The following is a 17,679-nucleotide window of genomic DNA, read 5'->3' as shown; positions in this document are numbered from 1 at the left end:
GTAAAATTTTTTGAGCTATAAGGGCTCAAAATTTTCCAGAATAACTTTTTAACTTACACAGTTAGTGAGATACTACCCAAAATTCAATAGGAACGGGCTTTAGCCCGTTTTTCTCTTTCAATATTTATTGATCGGCTTTAGATTCTGTGTTAATTTCCAAATAATTTTTATACATTTATATTTATAAAAGCAACCTTGAGCCTTATACATTGTAATTCCATTCATCGGGCATGGCCAAAATTTAATTTTAGGTTTCGGCTCCTAAAGCCAAATGAATTTTTATGTTGATAGAAAAACGGGCTTCCTTCGTCTACGCTCAGGATTATAGCCCGTTCCTATTGAATTGTATCTCTTTGGGATATTCTCTTTTAGCTTTGTCAATTCCAATTTTGTCACTCCGGTAGGAGTCTCGATATATTTTATAACCCAATTAATGTAGAGTATAGATTCCTTCGGAATGACAAGCTGGACGGATAGACTTTACGAATAAATAATCTGCTCAATCAGCAAAACCTGTGAGAAAGAGTATTCAATTCAATAGGAATGGGCTTTAGCCCATTCTTTTTTATAGATCCAATCCATTGGCTTTAGCCAAAACTTAAAATCTATCCTTCGTATACTTATTAGTTTTTTTGATCTTAAGATTATAATAATCTCCCACAGATTTTCACAGGTAACACAGCTGTTTGCACTTATATATAATCAGCTCAATCATTGGAAGAAAAAAATATCCAGTATAAAATTTTATCACAGATAAAATCCTTGCGCCCTAAAAACAGATTAAATATAAAAAAAATCGCGTCTTTGCGTAATCCAACCTATAAATGATTCTCACTTTCTGAGCGCTCTCCCTTTTTACTTCTCCAATTTCCTTTCTTAACCCGCATCATACTAGTTTTTTTGATCTTAAGATTATAATAATCTCCCACAGATTTTCACAGGTAGCATAGATGTTTGCACTTATTTAATCATTGGAAGAAAAAAATATCCAGTATAAAATTTTATCGCAGATAAAATCCTTGCGCCCTAAAAACATATCAAATGTAAAAAAAAATCGCGTCTTTGCGTAATCCAACCTATAAATGAACCTCACTTTCTGAGCGCTCTCAACCCTTTTTACTTCTTCAATTTCCTTTCTTAATCTACTAAACACCCACATCATACTTATCTGTTTTTTTTTGATCTTAAGATTATAATAATCTCCCACAGATTTTCACAGGTAACACAGATGCTTGCACTTATATATAATCAGCTCAATCATTGGAAGAAAAAAATATCCAGTATAAAATTTTATCACAGATAAAATCCTTGCGCCCTAAAAACAGATTAAATATAAAAAAAATCGCGTCTTTGCGTAATCCAACCTATAAATGATTCTCACTTTCTGAGCGCTCTCCCTTTTTACTTCTCCAATTTCCTTTCTTAACCCGCATCATACTAGTTTTTTTGATCTTAAGATTATAATAATCTCCCACAGATTTTCACAGGTAGCATAGATGTTTGCACTTATTTAATCATTGGAAGAAAAAAATATCCAGTATAAAATTTTATCGCAGATAAAATCCTTGCGCCCTAAAAATATATTAAATGCAAAAAAAAATCGCGTCTTTGCGTAATCCAACCTATAAATGATTCTCACTTTCTGAGCGCTCTCAACCCTTTTTACTTCTCCAATTTCCTTTCTTAACCTACATCAACTTTTTAAACACCCACATCCCGTACATTTGTACTATAAATAATCACAGAAATGAAAACAGTATATCATAAAGCAGATTCAAGAGGCCATGCCAATCACGGATGGTTAAATTCATACCATACATTCAGTTTTGCCAACTATCAAAACAGAGAAAGAACGAACTTTGGCGTTTTAAGAGTATTGAACGATGACACCGTTTCTCAGGGAATGGGCTTTGGAACACACCCGCACAGAGATATGGAAATTATTTCAATCCCTTTGGAAGGCGATTTGGAGCATAAAGATTCAATGGGAACCACAGCGGTGATCAGAAAAGGAGAAATTCAGGTGATGAGTGCCGGAACCGGTGTTATGCACAGCGAATACAATAAAAATAAAGACGAGGAGGTGAAATTCCTTCAGATCTGGGTTTTCCCAAAAGAACAGAATGTTGAACCGAGATACGATCAGAAAAGTATCAAAGAAGGTGAGAAAATCAACGGATTCCAGCAGATCCTATCTCCCAATAAAAATGATGACGGAGTTTGGATTCATCAGGATGCCTGGTTCAATCTGGCCAACTTTAAAAAAGGAAATGGCAAAAATTATATGCTCAACAAAAAAGGAAACGGAGTCTATGCATTTGTGTTAAAAGGAAGTGCAAAAATCGGAGACCGTGTTCTGAATGAAAGAGACGGATTGGGAATCTGGGATACCCAGAGCTTTAATATCGAAGCCGTGGAAGACACAGAAGTATTATTAATGGAAGTCCCAATGGAATTGCCTTCTTATCTTAAATAAAAAACTAAATTTGTAATCTTAAAAATAAACCTCACCTATGAAAATTTTAGCAATAGCAGGAAGTAACTCAGAAGCTTCAATGAACAAACAGTTGGTAGCTTATGCATCAACACTATTTGAAAATGCAGACGTAGAAGTGATAGACTTAAATCCTTTCGAAATGCCAATCTATAAACATGAAAGAGAATTAGCAGGAGGTGTTCCTCAGGAAGCTCATGATTTTGCAGCAAAAATTGATGGAGCAAACCTATTGTTGGTTTCTTTAGGAGAGCACAACGGAACCTATTCTACAGCATTCAAAAATGTATTCGACTGGGTATCCAGAATCAAAGACAGAACCGTTTGGAATGAAGTACCAATGCTATTGATGTCTACATCTCCCGGAGGCAGAGGTGGAGCAGGTGTTTTGGAAGCAGCATCAAAGCGTTTCCCTTTCCATGGAGGAAATGTGGTAGAAACTTTTTCTCTTCCTTTCTTTAATGATAACTTTGATAAAGCCGCTCAGAAAATTTCTAATGAAGAGAAAAACAGCGAGTTAAAAGAAAAAATTAAGAAGATTGCAGCCATTGAAACAATCCTTGAAAAATAGAATTTGAATATTCATTTAAAATTACTATTTTTGCAAAAAGAAAAGAGATGAAAATTCAGACCTCCTATAAACAATGTTTTTCTCATAAAGGGAAAGTTGTGGGCTCTGAAATTCTGAGATAAAATAACGGCCGATAATCTGAAAAGATTGTCGGCTTTTTTGTTTTCTAAAATCGAGTATAAAAGTAATTGAAATATTAAAAGATAAGAAGACACAGGACGTCAGATGCAAGACAATAAATCATCTGAAATCTGAATCTGAAATCTAAAAATCTAAGCAGACATGAGCAACACTTACAAATCAGCAGGAGTAGACAAAGAAGAAGGATACAAAACGGTTGACAAGATCAAAAAAGCGGTCGGTGAAACCCACAATTCCAATGTACTGAACCACTTGGGAAGTTTTGGTGCTTTCTATGAAATCGCTGGATACAAAAATCCGGTTCTTGTATCAGGAACAGATGGAGTGGGAACAAAGCTGAAAGTAGCTTTAGATACCAAAAAATATGATTCTATCGGTGTAGATTGTTTCGCAATGTGTGCCAATGATATCCTTTGCCATGGAGCCAAACCTTTATTCTTCTTAGATTATCTGGCTTGTGGAAAGCTTGATTCAGAAATCGCTGCAGAAATCGTTTTAGGAATGGTTGCCGCTTGTAAAGATAACAACTGTGCACTGATTGGTGGTGAAACTGCTGAAATGCCTGGTATGTACCAGCCTGGAGATTATGATGTTGCAGGATTCTGTGTAGGAATCGTAGAAAAAGATCAGATCATTGACGGTTCTAAGATCAAAGCAGGGAACAAAATTATTGCGTTACCAAGCTCAGGATTCCACTCAAACGGATTCTCTTTAGTAAGAAAAGTATTCCCGAACTTTGAAGAAGAGTTTGAAGGAAAACCATTATATGAAACACTTTTAGTGCCTACAAGACTGTACTACAAAGATATTCACAAAGTATTGGAAGAAGTAAAAGTAGAAGGAATTGCTCACATCACAGGAGGTGGTCTTTACGAAAACGTTCCTAGAATTATTCCAGAAGGACTTTGTGCTTCTATTGACGAATCAAAAATCAGAATTCCTAGTGTTATGCTTGAGCTTGAAAAAAGAGGTGGAGTAAAACGTGAAGAAATGCACGGAACATTCAACATGGGTGTAGGAATGGTAATCGTTGTAGATGCTGAACATGCTGAAAAAGTATTGCACCTTTTAGATGACGCTTACGAAATCGGTGAAATCACTGAAGGAGCAGAGAAAATTAATTTAAAGTTTTAGAAGCTTAATCCCGCTTTCCGCTATATCTTTTTTGCCAGTGCTTTTTTACAAAGCCATTTCAAAAAAAGGATGCCGCTGCAATCGGGGCTAATTAGAAATATGAAGAACATCGTTGTACTCGTATCCGGTTCAGGAACCAATCTGCAGAGAATCATTGATACTATTGACTCAGGAGAAATCCAGAATGCAAAAGTAACTTTGGTGGTAGCAGACAGAGAATGTTTCGGATTGGAAAGAGCAAAGAATCACAATATAGAAAACATATTGATTCCAAGAGGAAAGAACTTCAGCAGCGAGTTGGCTAAAGTAATCCCTGAAAATACAGATTTAATCGTATTGGCCGGGTTTTTATCCATCTTAAAATCTGAATTCTGTGAAAACTGGAATGGTAAAATAATCAATATTCACCCGGCTTTGCTTCCGAAATTCGGAGGAAAAGGAATGTGGGGAATGAACGTTCACAATGCAGTTATTGAAGCCAAAGAAGTAGAGAGTGGGGCAACTGTACATTTTGTAACGCCAGGGATTGATGAAGGAGAAGCTATTCTTCAGAAGTCTTTCGAAGTAACCGCTGATGATACCCCTGAAACTCTGGCTCAGAAAGTTCACCAGATTGAATATGAAATATTCCCGTTAGCGATCAATAAGGTCCTGGGAAACCTGTAATGTAACAATGTACCAATTTATCAATAATGGTAATTGTCATTCTGAGCATAGCGAAGAATCTCATTGTTACATTAAGAAAAAAAATCTAAGTAAAATAAAAGTAAGTTCGGAGGTGAAAGACCCGGACACAGTTTGAAATAGCTGTAAAAAGTAAAAAATTGAAAGTAAAATGAGTAAAAAGAGAGTTTTAATCAGTGTTTCTGACAAAAGTGGATTAATTGAATTCGCACAGTTTTTGGAAGCTCAGAATTATGAGTTGATCTCTACAGGAGGAACGTTCAAACATTTGAAAGACGCTGGTTTAAATCCTATTCAGATTGATGAGGTTACCAATTTCCCTGAAATGTTGGACGGAAGAGTGAAAACTTTACACCCAAAAGTTCACGGAGGATTGCTGGCTGTTCGTAACAACGAAGTGCACATGCAAACCGTTCAGGAGCACGGGATTGATCTGATTGACATGGTGATCGTAAACCTTTACCCTTTCTTTGAAAATGTAAACAAAGACATTTCTTTACATGAAAAAGTAGAGTTTATCGATATCGGAGGTCCTTCAATGCTTCGTTCTGCAGCGAAAAACTTTGATTCTGTAACAGTAATCACTGATGTAGAAGACTATGCAGCAGTGAAAATTGAAATGGAGCAAAACGGTGATACGTACATCGAAACCCGTAAAAAGCTTGCAGGAAAAGTATTCAACCTTACCTCTGCGTATGATGCTGCAATTTCAAGAATGCTTTTAGATGAAGAATATCCTACTTATCTGAATGCTTCTTATAAAAAAGTAGCAGATCTAAGATATGGAGAGAATCCTCACCAGACAGCAGCTTACTACGTTTCTACTTTCGAGAACGGAGCGATGAAAGATTTCGAGCAGCTTGGAGGTAAAGAACTTTCTTTCAACAATCTTCGTGATATGGACCTTTGCTGGAAAGTTGTCACTGAGTTCAAAGAAGAAATGGCTTGTTGTGCCGTAAAACACTCTACACCTTGTGGCGTAGCGATCGGAACTTCAGCATTGGAAACTTATCAGAAAACATTCGAATGTGATCCGGTTTCCATCTTTGGCGGAATTGTTGCAATGAACTACAGGATTGATGCAGCTACAGCAGAAGAATTGAATAAAACTTTCCTTGAAATTGTAATGGCTCCTGAATTTGATGAAGAAGCCCTTGAAATTTTAAGAAAAAAGAAAAACCTGAGAATCATCAAAATCGTAAACCCTGTTTCAGACAAACAGACCTGGGTAAAAGTAGACGGAGGTATCCTTGTTCAGGATAATGACCTTCACTTCTCAGATGATATCAAAGTGGTAACTGAAGTACAGCCTACAGAAGAACAGAAAAAAGCATTACTTTTCTCTCAGAGAGTAGTAAAATATGTGAAGTCTAATGCAATCGTAGTTTCCAACGGAATTCAGGCATTCGGTATCGGAGGTGGTCAGGTAAACAGAATCTGGGCGACTCAGCAGGCTATCGAAAGAGCAAAAGAAAAATTCTCAGGAGATTTGGTACTGGCTTCAGATGCATTTTTCCCTTTCCGTGATGTGGTAGATTTCTGCGCTCAGGAAGGTATCAAGGCGATTATTCAGCCGGGTGGAAGTGTAAAAGATCAGGATAGTATTGAGGCTGCAAACGAGCACAATATTCCAATGATGTTTACAGGTGTTAGACACTTTTTCCACTAATTAAAATAGAATTAAAAAATAATTAGGGATTGTATTTTTAGCATTCAAAATTATATATTTGTAAAATAAGACTAGATAATAATATAAAGTATGAGAATATTAATCATAGGTGAAGGCGGTAGAGAATCTGCTTTAGCGGCAAAGCTTCAGAATGACTCAAGAATTTCTAAAATGTTTTTTGCCAACGGGAATGCTACTACCGATGTAATAGGGAAAAATGTTCATTTATCAGAAATCAAAGAACTTAGAGATTTCGCTATTAAAGAAAAAATTGATCTTACGATCGTAGGTCCGGAAGCTCCTCTTGTAGCGGGTATCAAGGACGAATTTAAAAAGCATGATCTTAAGGTTTTCGGGCCTACTCAAAAAGTAGCAAGCCTGGAAGGAAGTAAAGCTTTCTCTAAGAAATTTATGCAGACCTATGATATCAAAACAGCTAAGGCTGTCGTATTTGATTCATACAATGATGCTAAAGAATATGTGCAGACACAGCAGTATCCTTTGGTAATCAAGGCAAGTGGTTTAGCTGGCGGAAAAGGTGTTGTTATCTGTGACAACCTTGAAGAAGCTGAAGCTACAATCCATGATTTCATGATCAGAAGAATCTATGGTGATGCTGGTATTCGTTTAGTTATTGAAGAATATTTACAAGGTTTTGAAGCTTCAATCATTGCTTTCTCTAACGGGGAAAAATTATTCCCGTGTGTAGCAGCTAAAGATTATAAAAAAGCTGGAAACGGAGATACAGGACCTAATACAGGAGGTATGGGTTCAGTAGCACCAAGCCCGGAATTTACTCAGGAGCACTACGCAGATTTTGAGAAAAATATCTTAGAGCCTACTGTTAAAGGTCTTAAAGCTGAAGGTTTCGGATTTAAAGGAATCATCTTCTTTGGATTGATGGTAACGAAAAACGGAGCTTACCTTCTTGAATACAACATGAGATTCGGAGATCCTGAAACTCAGGTATTGATGGCATTGATGGAAAACAATCTTTTGGATGTGATCCAGGACTGTATGGAAGGAAAAGATATTGAGCTTAAGTTTAAAGATGAAAAAGCAGTTTGTCTTGTAATGTGTTCAGGAGGTTATCCAAGAAATATCGAAATAGGTTTCGAAATTACAGGAGAAGAGAAACTGAAACACAGTAAACTGTTATACGCAGGAGCAATCAGTAAAGGAGATAAAGTGGTTTCCAATGGAGGTAGAGTACTGAACATTGTGGCTACAGGAGCTACTTACGAAGATGCCCGCAAAAAAGTTTACGAAGACGCAGGTCACGTACATTTCGATTACGGCTTCTACAGAGAAGACATCGGAAAGTTTTAATAAAAATCACGAAAAAAGATTTGGAGCTAATCCAAGTCTTTTTTTGTAAAACAGTTAAGAAGCAATAGGCTTTAGGCTACAGGCAGTATGCTATAAAGTCAGTTTTTTATCAATAGGATCGGGCTTTAGCCCGATTGTAAGAAGTAGAGATATGATTGGCTTTAGCCAAAACCTAAGCATATTGATTACACATTTTGTGAGTGAAAAGTTGATTATTAGATGTAATACAGATTTTGTCTCTCCTTAGGAGCCTCAAAATTGATATGAATCCCAATGCAATTGAAAGATCAAAAAATAACTCATTATTTATAATTTATAAATCATAATTCAAAAATGAACAACGGTATTATTATTTTAGATTTCGGATCCCAGTACAACCAGCTTATCGGAAGAAGAATCCGTGAGATGGGCGTGTACTCTGAAATCTTGCCTTACAATACACCATTACAAGATATTTTAGCAAAACAACCAAAAGGAATCATCCTTTCCGGTGGACCAAGTTCTGTAAATGCAGAAAATGCTCACCTGGTTGAAAAAGAATTATACGAGCAGGGAGTTCCTGTATTGGGAATCTGCTACGGAATGCAGATGACAGCTCACCTTTTAGGAGGTAAAGTAAACAAAGGAGAAAAAGGAGAATACGGTAAAGCAAACTTAGAGATCGTTAAAGAAAGCTCTTTATTAAAAGGAGTGACTCAGAACTCTGTCGTTTGGATGAGCCACTTTGACGAAGTAGGAGAATTGCCTGCAGGTTTTGAATTAAATGCAAAATCCGGAGTAATTGCTTCTATTGCTAATGAAGATAAAAAAATCTACTGCGTGCAGTTCCACCCGGAAGTTTCTCATACTGAAGAAGGAGGGAAAATGCTTGAAAATTTTGTTTTCAGCATCTGTAACTCAGAGAAAAACTGGAAACTGACTAACTATATCGAAAAAACAGTTGAGGAAATCCGTGAGAAAGTAGGAGACAACAAAGTAATCCTTGGACTTTCTGGTGGTGTAGACTCTTCTGTAGCTGCTGTTTTGATCCACAAAGCCATCGGTGATCAGTTGACTTGTATCTTCGTAGATACAGGATTATTGAGAAAGGATGAAGGCAAAAAAGTAATGGATCAGTATGGAGAGCATTTCCATATGAACATTAAAATGGTAGATGCTAAAGAAAGATTCCTTTCAAAACTAGCTGGAGTAGACGATCCTGAAGCGAAGAGAAAAATCATCGGAAACGAATTTATCCATGTTTTTGACGAAGAATCTCACAAAATTGAAGGCGCAAAATTCTTAGCTCAGGGAACCATTTATCCTGACGTTATCGAAAGCCAGTCTGTCAACGGACCATCTGCAGTGATCAAGTCTCACCACAACGTTGGAGGACTTCCTGAAGATATGGAATTCGAATTATTAGAGCCATTAAGAGAGCTTTTCAAGGACGAAGTAAGAAGAGTAGGAGAAGAATTGGGTATTCCTCATCATTTGGTATACAGACACCCTTTCCCAGGTCCTGGATTAGGAATCAGAGTATTGGGAGCGGTAGATGCTGAGAAAGTAAGAATCCTTCAGGAAGCTGATGATATCTTCATCGAAGAATTATACAAAAATGACCTTTACGAAAAAGTATCTCAGGCTTTCGTAGTACTTCTTCCGGTAAAATCTGTAGGAGTAATGGGAGACGAAAGAACTTACGAATACACAGCGGTAGTTCGTTCTGCTAACACCATCGACTTTATGACAGCAACATGGAGCAGACTTCCTTACGAATTCTTGGATACTGTTTCAAGCAGAATCATCAACGAAGTAAGAGGAATCAACAGAGTAGCTTACGATATTTCAAGCAAACCACCTGCAACCATTGAGTGGGAATAATTTTTGACTTGAATTTAAATATAAATCCTGCCCGTTTTGGGTGGGATATTTTTTTGTTAAAATGGCCTTAATGAAGAAATGATAAGTAAAATATTAAAAGCAATTAACAAGCAATATATCAGTTTGAAGAGCATATGCTTATGAAAAATAAGATAGTTTAAAAATATTGATCCTGCTACATATACATAAACAAAAGTTTTCACTTCCTCAGCATTGAGTTCAGATACTGAAAACAAGTTGAAATTATGTAAAAGATTAATGATTGAGTAAGGATAAAAGATTCTTAAAATCAAAATAAGTAAGGTACTTATGAATAAAGTTACTGCGTACGGTTTCATTAGCTAATAAAATTTAATATAATCATTACTCTCCGATAAAAATTATAAATACATTGAAAATATCAATATTTACAGCATGAATTAACAGGCCGCTCCTCCGGAGCTATAATTTTAAAACAAATATGTCCTATTAACAGTTAGCTCCCAGTGGAGCTGGATTTGATCCCGTCGGGATCTGCTGTTAGTAGAAAAAAAAGATGTTTCCATAAATAACAAAGCTCCAGAGGAGCGACCTGTTAATTACGCTTTAATTTAATCGGACAAGAATGATTTTTAATTTACATTGTAAAAGTAAAAATCTTCAGCAGAAAAAGCATTCAGGTTTTCCATAAAATCAAAATAAGCATTATAAAAATCAGGATCTACAGACAGATAGGCATTAGATAGCGTATCGACAATAATGTATTCTATATCATGAAATGTATGAAGAATATTTTTTACTTGTAAAGCATATTGACTTTCTATAAAAATCAGAGGATAATTCAAACAGATGTATCCGATGGCTTTATCTCCTAATAGCAGAACAACAACTTTTTCTGTATCCATTTCTATATGAGTATTATAATGGGGTTTAAGCGCCTCCATTACAGAACTGAAATCAGAATGTTTCCAGTAGTTATCTGAATGAACAACTGTTTGTAAAATTTTAGAGATATCCACTGTTAAATTTTGTATAAATGATTGGGAAGTACTTTTCTATAAGGATTGAAGTAAAATATTTTCACTAAATTTAAGTAAAATTACATCAAATGCAAATAGAAACAAGAAACCTGACCCTTCAGGATTATAATGAGCTGGCGGAAACGATGAAAAGGGCCTACCCGCAGATGTCGGAGTCTATCTGGTCCAAAAAAAGTATCGATAAACTCACAAAAATATTCCCGAACGGACAGATCTGTATCACCGTTGATGGAAAACTGGCTGCTGTAGCACTTTCCATAATCGTCAATTACGAAGAATTCGGTGATGACCATACCTATAGCGATATTACGGGAAATTATACGTTCAATACCCATACTTCTACAGGAAATGTCCTGTACGGAATAGAAGTTTTTGTAGATCCGGAGTTTCGTGAACTGCGTTTAGGAAGAAGATTGTATGATGCCCGAAAAGAGCTTTGTGAATTATTAAATCTGAAATCTATTGTTCTGGGTGGTAGAATCCCGAATTATCACAAATACAGCCATGAATTTTCTCCAAGAGAATATATCCGAAAAGTAAGAGATAAGGAAATCTATGACCCTGTATTGTCTTTCCAGCTTTCCAATAATTTTCTTCCGATAAGAATCCTGAAAAAATATCTTCCGGAAGATGAAGCTTCCAGAGAAAATGCGGTTCTTTTGCAATGGAATAATATCTATTACAGCAGAAAACCGAATACCATGCAGGACAGCATTATCCGTCTTGGATTGGTGCAGTGGCAGATGAGAACGTTTAAAGACATAGAAGCATTTTATGAGCAGGTAGAATTCTTTGTGAATGTGATGGGAGATTATAAGTCTGATTTTGTTCTTTTTCCGGAACTTTTCAACACGCCTTTGCTGGCTCCTTTCAACAATCTTTCCGAAAGAGACAGTATGATTGAGCTGTCTAAACTTACTGAGCAGATCAAAGAAAAGATTTCAGAATTGGCCATCAGTTACAACGTGAATATTATTTCCGGAAGTATGCCTGTTTTTGATAGCGATAATAACGATTTGTACAATGTAAGTTACCTTCTTCACCGTGACGGCCGTATGGATGAATATCGAAAAATTCACATCACGCCGAACGAAAAGAGGTACTACGGGATGAAAGGAGGAAATGAAATCAAAGTCTTTGATACCGATTGTGGGAAAATAGGTCTTGTGATCTGCTATGACGTAGAATTCCCGGAATTACCAAGAATTCTGGCCGATCAGGGAATGAAAATTCTGTTTGTACCGTATCTTACAGACACCCAAAATGCCTATATGAGAGTACGCCACTGTGCTGCTGCAAGAGCCATAGAAAATGAATGTTATGTAGCCATTGCTGGTTGTGTAGGAAACCTTCCGAAGGTAAATAATATGGATATTCAGTTTGGGCAGGCGGCTGTGTTTACCCCTTCAGATTTTGCCTTTCCGTCTAATGCTGTAAAAGGAGAAGCAACTCCCAATACAGAAATGACACTGATTGTAGATGTCGATCTGAACCTCTTGAAAGATCTTCATCATAACGGTTCTGTCCAGGTAATGAAAGACCGAAGAAAAGACCTTTACGAAACTTACCTTAAATAAAAATATCTGCGGCAGCTCCATTGGAGCTGCCGCAGATATTTAAGTATCCAAACGGAACGAACTAACCTTTTTTAGCAGATTCTCTGATTAAATCCTGATTGTTTTTATAAACCTCATATTGTTCAGGACTTAGTATCTTTTTAAAATCTTTATCCAGTGCTTTAAAATCATTGATAATAATGCGTTTTGCCTTTTTGCTGTCAGCGTCTTCCGGACCTGCATTTTTCTTGTTAAGACGCTTTCCATAATCCTTCTGAACTTCCTGTACCCCTTTGAAGTTGATCTCATATACCTGCTCAACCTGTCTTTCAGTTAGATCCAGAATAGGAACCATAAGAAATGTTCTGAAAAGAGCAATCTTTTCTGCTCTGTCTTGTTTTACCACTGCCATCTGTTCAGGAGTAAGGATTTGTGCCATGGCCTGATGACGTTGAGCGATGATGCTTACAAATTCGTCAGCAATTATTTTGTTGTTCTCCGGACTGTTATTGTTACCGGCTTTGCTGTCAAGAGCAATTAGGGCATCTGCGGTCATTGTATTGATCTCCGTTACTTTATTGGCCTGTGATTCTGTAAGTCCCAGATAGCTCATTTCTTTTGTGGCTACTTCGGCAATAGAATGGGCTGATGCTACCTGTGCTTTTACTTGGGTGGTAAACATAATTGCTGATGCAATAAGACCAGCTGAAATAATTTTTTTTAACATAGTGTTGTAATTATATTTATGGCTTGTTGTTAATTGAACATGATTATGGATTTAATTCTCTATTTTGGGTTTTTGTTGTGTAATGGTTTGATAAATAGATTCTTGTGTTTTGTTTGCTGTTGTTTTAGATGGAAATAATATGCCATAAATTGTGGTACGTAAGCATTTTTTGGAGCAAAAAAAATACCCGAAGAATATTTCTTCGGGTACTATATGGTTCTGTATAAAATCAGATTTTACATATACTCAGGGCAAACTACAGCAGGGCAAATCAATCCTGGACATGTTGGTCTTCCATCAGTAGGGCAGCATTGGTTTGAGCAGTTTTTGATAGGGATGATAATCCCATTTCCTGCAATCCCTTTTAATTGTTCTCTTGAAAGTTTGTTGTTGCGTAAATTTTTCATGTTTTAATACTTTTGGTTTGTTTTATTTTTACGTTGTAAATATATCAATTTTTACAATATATGATGCTTTTTTATTGTTATGGTGTATTTTATTCTTTAAAATATTGATTATGTGATGTTGTTTTTAATTTCATCCATTGGTGTTCTGCTCATAATTCTTTTCATAAAGGAACAATTTTTGGAGTAAATTGCACCTACTATTGATACACTATGTTTGATAAGCCTCAAAGAAAACTGAAAAGATCCGCAAGACTGATTTCTGTATTAAGTAAATATGGATTCAAAGATCTTCTGGCCAGAATGAATGGAAATAAGCAGGAAGAAGCTTCTGGTCATTCAGATGAAATCATTTCAAAAGGAACCGTTTACGAAAGAATAAGACTCGCCCTAGAAGAGCTTGGACCTACCTTTGTAAAATTGGGTCAGACATTCAGTAATAGGGAAGACTTATTGCCACCGGAATTGATCCAGGAGCTGCAAAAACTTCAGGACAAAGTGGATACGGTAGATATGGATGTAGAAGAGGCGCTGGAAAGCGAGTTTAATATTTCCGTTAAAGATTATTTCCGTGAAATTCAGAAAAAGCCTCTGGCTACAGCTTCTATTGCACAGGTTTACAAAGCTGTTCTGATGGATGGCAGCCCGGTGATTTTAAAACTGAGAAAACCTGATGTGCAGTCCGTCATTGAAGATGATTTACTGTTGATTAAAGATATTGAAAAACTAATATCTGCCTATTCGGAAATAGGAGAAAAACTGAATCTGAAACAGGCTATTTCTACCTTTGAAAGATCTTTACTGGAAGAAGTCTCTCTGATCAATGAAAAAAATAATATCCAGCAGTTCCGTCTGAATTTTAAGAACAATAAAGAAACATATGTTCCTAAAGTCTATGAAGAATTTTCCAACAACAATATTCTTTGTATGGAGTTTATTGATGGGATTAAGGTTACCGATAAATCTGTTCTGCTGGCGAATGATATTGATCCGGTGAAAGTTTCTGAAGCAGGATTAAGGCTCTTTGTATCGCAGATCTTGGACTATGGATTTTTCCATGCGGATCCTCATGCCGGAAATATTTTGGTGAGAAAAGACGGTAAAATTGTTTTCATTGATTTTGGGGCAGTGGGGAAAATTCAACCTAATGATAAAGAAATTCTTGAAAATCTTATTGTAAGTTTTGTTGCTAAAAATTCGCATAAAATAGTCCGTTCACTCAAAAAAATGGCGATAAGCTATGAAATTCCGGACGAAAGAAGATTTGAAAATGATGTGGAAGAAATTCTGAATTTTGTACACAGCTCATCATTACAGGATATTAATGTGCAGGTGATCATCAACAAGATGAAGGATATTTTGAAAGACAACAGGCTTTATATGCCGGATTATTTCTATCTTCTGTTCAAAGGAATCAGTCTGATAGAAGGAGTGGGAAGAAGTATTAATCCTGATCTTGATATTGTTAAAAGTCTTCACCCTTACACCAAAAAGATTTTCACCAAGAAAATCAGTCCTAAAAATCTTTTAAAAACAGGGATGGACCGCATGATGAATTTCACGGATAATGTGGATGAAATCCCGAAAGAGCTCCGTTCCGTTCTTCAAAAGCTGGATGAAAATAAATTTACGGTTTCCAGCGAGATCAAAAATATAGATAAGACCAACCAACTGATCAAATCCAGTGTCATCAATCTGATTCTGGCTATGATTTTAGGAGCAAATATTATTGCCACAGCTATTGTCTTTTCTTCCGAATCCGGACCAAGAATCGGAGAATTATCTTTGGTAGCGGTTTTGGGCTTTATCTTTTCAATTCTTTTAGTCATAATCCTCCTGCTAAGAGTAACCAGAAAATAAACCCGAAAAATTCAAAAACTCGAAACCCTAAACCCCGCATCTCGTAACCCGAATCCCACAACTTATAACCCCAATTCAGCAATGAAAACACTTATTATAACAACACTCACCTTGTTCAGCTCATATTGTATTGCTCAACAGGGAAATGAAGAGAAACTTCAGGGAGATTTTGATGGAAACGGAACAAAAGAATACGCTTACACAAAAGTCAGCGACTGTGGTGACGAATGTGAAGGAAAGTGTGAAACAACCATTTATTTCAGCGATAAAAACATAAAACCTATAAAGATTACGCCTGCCAAGCAGGGAAGTCTGTATAATTTGGGTGATCTTAATGGAGATGGGAAGGAGGAGATTGGTTTTTACCCCAATTGGTGTACCAGCTGCTGGCATCCATTCTATGTGTATACGTTAAGTAAAACGGGTTGGAAGCTGTTATTGCCCTCTATTTCAACCCATTGTAATCAGTGGGAAGAGGATGAATTCCCCATCAAAAAAGATCCAAAAAAGAAAGGATATGTTATTGTTACTTCCAGCAAATGGATAGATGATGATATTAAAATAATCAGTGAAAGTGTAAAGGTGAATTGAGTACAATCGCTGGAGGATGGGGGCTGGAAGAGGGAAGGAAATGATTTGTGTCAATACATTAATTTGTTTCATTGTACATTCAAAAAAATAAAAGAACGTTTGATAATCTTCCAGCTTCAGACTTCGTGCTTCCATACTACAAAATTAAATACCTATCTTTGCAAAATGGAAAAACTCACTTTTGCGGATTTTGACCTTCCGGTTAAAATTCTTGATGTTTTAGCGGATTTGGAATTATTTGAACCTACTCCCATTCAGGAGAAGAGCTTAAAACCTATTCTTTCGGGAAGAGATGTAATGGGAATTGCACAGACCGGAACCGGAAAAACATTGGCTTATCTTTTACCCGTTCTGAAAACATGGAAATACAGTAAGACAGGAAATCCAACTGTTTTGGTGCTTGTTCCTACAAGAGAATTGGTGGTACAGGTGACTGAAATCCTTGAAAAACTGACGGAAAATATTACCGCAAGAGTAATCGGAATATACGGTGGAAAAAATATCAATACTCAAAAACTATTGTTCAATGATGGTTGTGATATTTTAGTAGGAACACCGGGAAGAGTAATGGACCTTTCCATAGACAACGCAATCTCTCTGAAAGAAGTTCAGAAACTTATCATTGACGAATTTGATGAGATGCTTAACCTTGGTTTCAGACCACAGCTTACCCACATTTTTGAAATGATGAAAGAGAAGAGACAGAATATTCTTTTCTCAGCTACTATGACAGAAGCGGTAGATGACATGCTGGATGTGTATTTTGCCAATCCGATTGAGATTTCACTGGCAAAATCAGGAACTCCGCTTGAAAAAATTGAACAGACAGGGTACAAAGTTGAAAACTTTAATACTAAAATCAATTTACTTGAACATTTGCTGAAAAGTGATGCAGATATGTCTAAAGTGTTGATTTTTAATAATAATAAAAAACATGCTGACCTGCTCTTTACTAAAATTAATGAGCTTTTCCCTGAACAGTTTGATGTGATTCACTCCAACAAATCTCAGAACTACAGATTAAAAGCGATGAAAAGCTTTGAAAATGAAGAGATCAGAGGTTTGATTACTACAGACGTAATGGCAAGAGGTCTTGATATCTCAAACATTACGCATGTGATCAATTTTGAAACCCCTGATATTCCGGAGCAATATATCCACAGGATCGGTAGAACGGGTAGAGCGGACAAAGAAGGAAAGGCTGTTACTTTTGTGACTAAAAAAGAAGAACCTTTGATTCTTGACATTGAGCTATTGATGGATAAAGAATTGAAATTTAATGAATTCCCTGAGAACGTTAAGATCAATCCTAAAAAGATTGCTGCTGAAGAAGATCAGGTAGTGATGAAAAATCCTGCTCAGGTAAAACTGAATGACGGTGGAGGCGCATTCCACGAGAAGAAAGCTAAAAATACCAAAGAAAACTGGGGTGGACCTTCCAAAAGAAAAGCACCTAAGAAGTTTGGAGCCAACAGAGCTCAGCAGAAAGCAATTTCGAAATCGAAAAGAAAGAAATAAAATAAAAACGATTCCAATACTAGGAATCGTTTTTTATTTTTAATGACACTATCCCGTAAAGTGTGTAAGTTAAAAAGTCAGGGCTTAGATTTTATAATCTGAGCCTTTTCTCAAAAATA

Annotated in this window: 14 protein-coding genes; 11 read left to right on the top strand and 3 right to left on the bottom strand. The window is 36.4% G+C overall.

Annotated features, from left to right (window positions below; translation table 11 throughout):
* Nucleotides 1-1,747: 1,747 nt before the first annotated feature.
* The 7 genes from NK356_RS22795 (at nucleotide 1,748) to guaA (ending at nucleotide 9,885) form a co-directional block, all read left to right on the top strand.
* On the top strand, nucleotides 1,748-2,476 hold the full coding sequence (locus NK356_RS22795; RefSeq protein ID WP_114820525.1) for a pirin family protein: 729 nt from the start codon (nucleotides 1,748-1,750) through the stop codon (nucleotides 2,474-2,476).
* 37 nt (nucleotides 2,477-2,513) lie between these two features.
* A complete protein-coding gene (locus tag NK356_RS22790) occupies nucleotides 2,514-3,065 on the top strand; it encodes an NADPH-dependent FMN reductase (RefSeq protein ID WP_034696329.1) in 552 nt (183 codons plus the stop codon).
* A 282-nt stretch (nucleotides 3,066-3,347) separates the two neighbouring features.
* On the top strand, nucleotides 3,348-4,340 hold the full coding sequence (gene purM, locus NK356_RS22785; protein WP_253318135.1) for a phosphoribosylformylglycinamidine cyclo-ligase: 993 nt from the start codon (nucleotides 3,348-3,350) through the stop codon (nucleotides 4,338-4,340).
* A 99-nt stretch (nucleotides 4,341-4,439) separates the two neighbouring features.
* Nucleotides 4,440-5,006, top strand: a complete 567-nt coding sequence (gene purN, locus NK356_RS22780; protein ID WP_253318134.1) for a phosphoribosylglycinamide formyltransferase — start codon at nucleotides 4,440-4,442, stop codon at nucleotides 5,004-5,006.
* 169 nt (nucleotides 5,007-5,175) lie between these two features.
* Nucleotides 5,176-6,693 (top strand): bifunctional phosphoribosylaminoimidazolecarboxamide formyltransferase/IMP cyclohydrolase, encoded by a 1,518-nt coding sequence (purH, locus tag NK356_RS22775; protein WP_253318133.1) that lies wholly within the window; start codon nucleotides 5,176-5,178, stop codon nucleotides 6,691-6,693.
* Nucleotides 6,694-6,783: 90 nt separating this feature from the next.
* Nucleotides 6,784-8,022, top strand: coding sequence for a phosphoribosylamine--glycine ligase (gene purD, locus NK356_RS22770; RefSeq protein ID WP_034696326.1), 1,239 nt, complete (start codon nucleotides 6,784-6,786; stop codon nucleotides 8,020-8,022).
* A gap of 333 nt (nucleotides 8,023-8,355) precedes the next feature.
* Nucleotides 8,356-9,885 carry a glutamine-hydrolyzing GMP synthase gene (gene guaA, locus NK356_RS22765; protein WP_253318132.1) on the top strand — a complete coding sequence of 510 codons (1,530 nt, stop codon included), beginning with the start codon at nucleotides 8,356-8,358 and terminating at the stop codon, nucleotides 9,883-9,885.
* Between the two features lie 611 nt (nucleotides 9,886-10,496).
* Here the strand turns inward: guaA and NK356_RS22760 are convergent.
* Nucleotides 10,497-10,883 carry a hypothetical protein gene (locus tag NK356_RS22760; protein WP_253318131.1) on the bottom strand — a complete coding sequence of 129 codons (387 nt, stop codon included), beginning with the start codon at nucleotides 10,881-10,883 and terminating at the stop codon, nucleotides 10,497-10,499.
* A gap of 89 nt (nucleotides 10,884-10,972) precedes the next feature.
* On the opposite strand from NK356_RS22760, the gene NK356_RS22755 reads away from it, so the two are divergent.
* Nucleotides 10,973-12,481 (top strand): carbon-nitrogen hydrolase family protein, encoded by a 1,509-nt coding sequence (locus tag NK356_RS22755; protein ID WP_034696322.1) that lies wholly within the window; start codon nucleotides 10,973-10,975, stop codon nucleotides 12,479-12,481.
* A 61-nt stretch (nucleotides 12,482-12,542) separates the two neighbouring features.
* Here the strand turns inward: NK356_RS22755 and NK356_RS22750 are convergent, their stop codons facing one another.
* Both NK356_RS22750 and NK356_RS22745 read right to left on the bottom strand, forming a co-directional pair.
* A complete protein-coding gene (locus tag NK356_RS22750; RefSeq protein ID WP_034696320.1) occupies nucleotides 12,543-13,187 on the bottom strand; it encodes a hypothetical protein in 645 nt (214 codons plus the stop codon).
* Between the two features lie 236 nt (nucleotides 13,188-13,423).
* Nucleotides 13,424-13,594, bottom strand: a complete 171-nt coding sequence (locus NK356_RS22745) for a hypothetical protein (RefSeq protein ID WP_167595386.1) — start codon at nucleotides 13,592-13,594, stop codon at nucleotides 13,424-13,426.
* 210 nt (nucleotides 13,595-13,804) lie between these two features.
* Here NK356_RS22745 and NK356_RS22740 point away from each other — a divergent pair, with 210 nt between their 5' ends.
* The 3 genes from NK356_RS22740 (at nucleotide 13,805) to NK356_RS22730 (ending at nucleotide 17,560) form a co-directional block, all read left to right on the top strand.
* Complete coding sequence (locus tag NK356_RS22740) at nucleotides 13,805-15,451, top strand: AarF/ABC1/UbiB kinase family protein (protein WP_034696318.1); 1,647 nt, start codon at nucleotides 13,805-13,807, stop codon at nucleotides 15,449-15,451.
* 81 nt (nucleotides 15,452-15,532) lie between these two features.
* Nucleotides 15,533-16,042, top strand: coding sequence for a hypothetical protein (locus NK356_RS22735; RefSeq protein ID WP_253318130.1), 510 nt, complete (start codon nucleotides 15,533-15,535; stop codon nucleotides 16,040-16,042).
* 165 nt (nucleotides 16,043-16,207) lie between these two features.
* Nucleotides 16,208-17,560, top strand: a complete 1,353-nt coding sequence (locus NK356_RS22730; RefSeq protein WP_253318129.1) for a DEAD/DEAH box helicase — start codon at nucleotides 16,208-16,210, stop codon at nucleotides 17,558-17,560.
* Nucleotides 17,561-17,679: the final 119 nt, after the last annotated feature.

The organism is Chryseobacterium sp. S0630 (assembly GCF_024158915.1).
GTDB lineage: Bacteria > Bacteroidota > Bacteroidia > Flavobacteriales > Weeksellaceae > Chryseobacterium.
The sequence above is the reverse complement of the archived record's forward strand: the minus strand, read 5'-3'. Positions and strand labels throughout refer to the sequence as shown.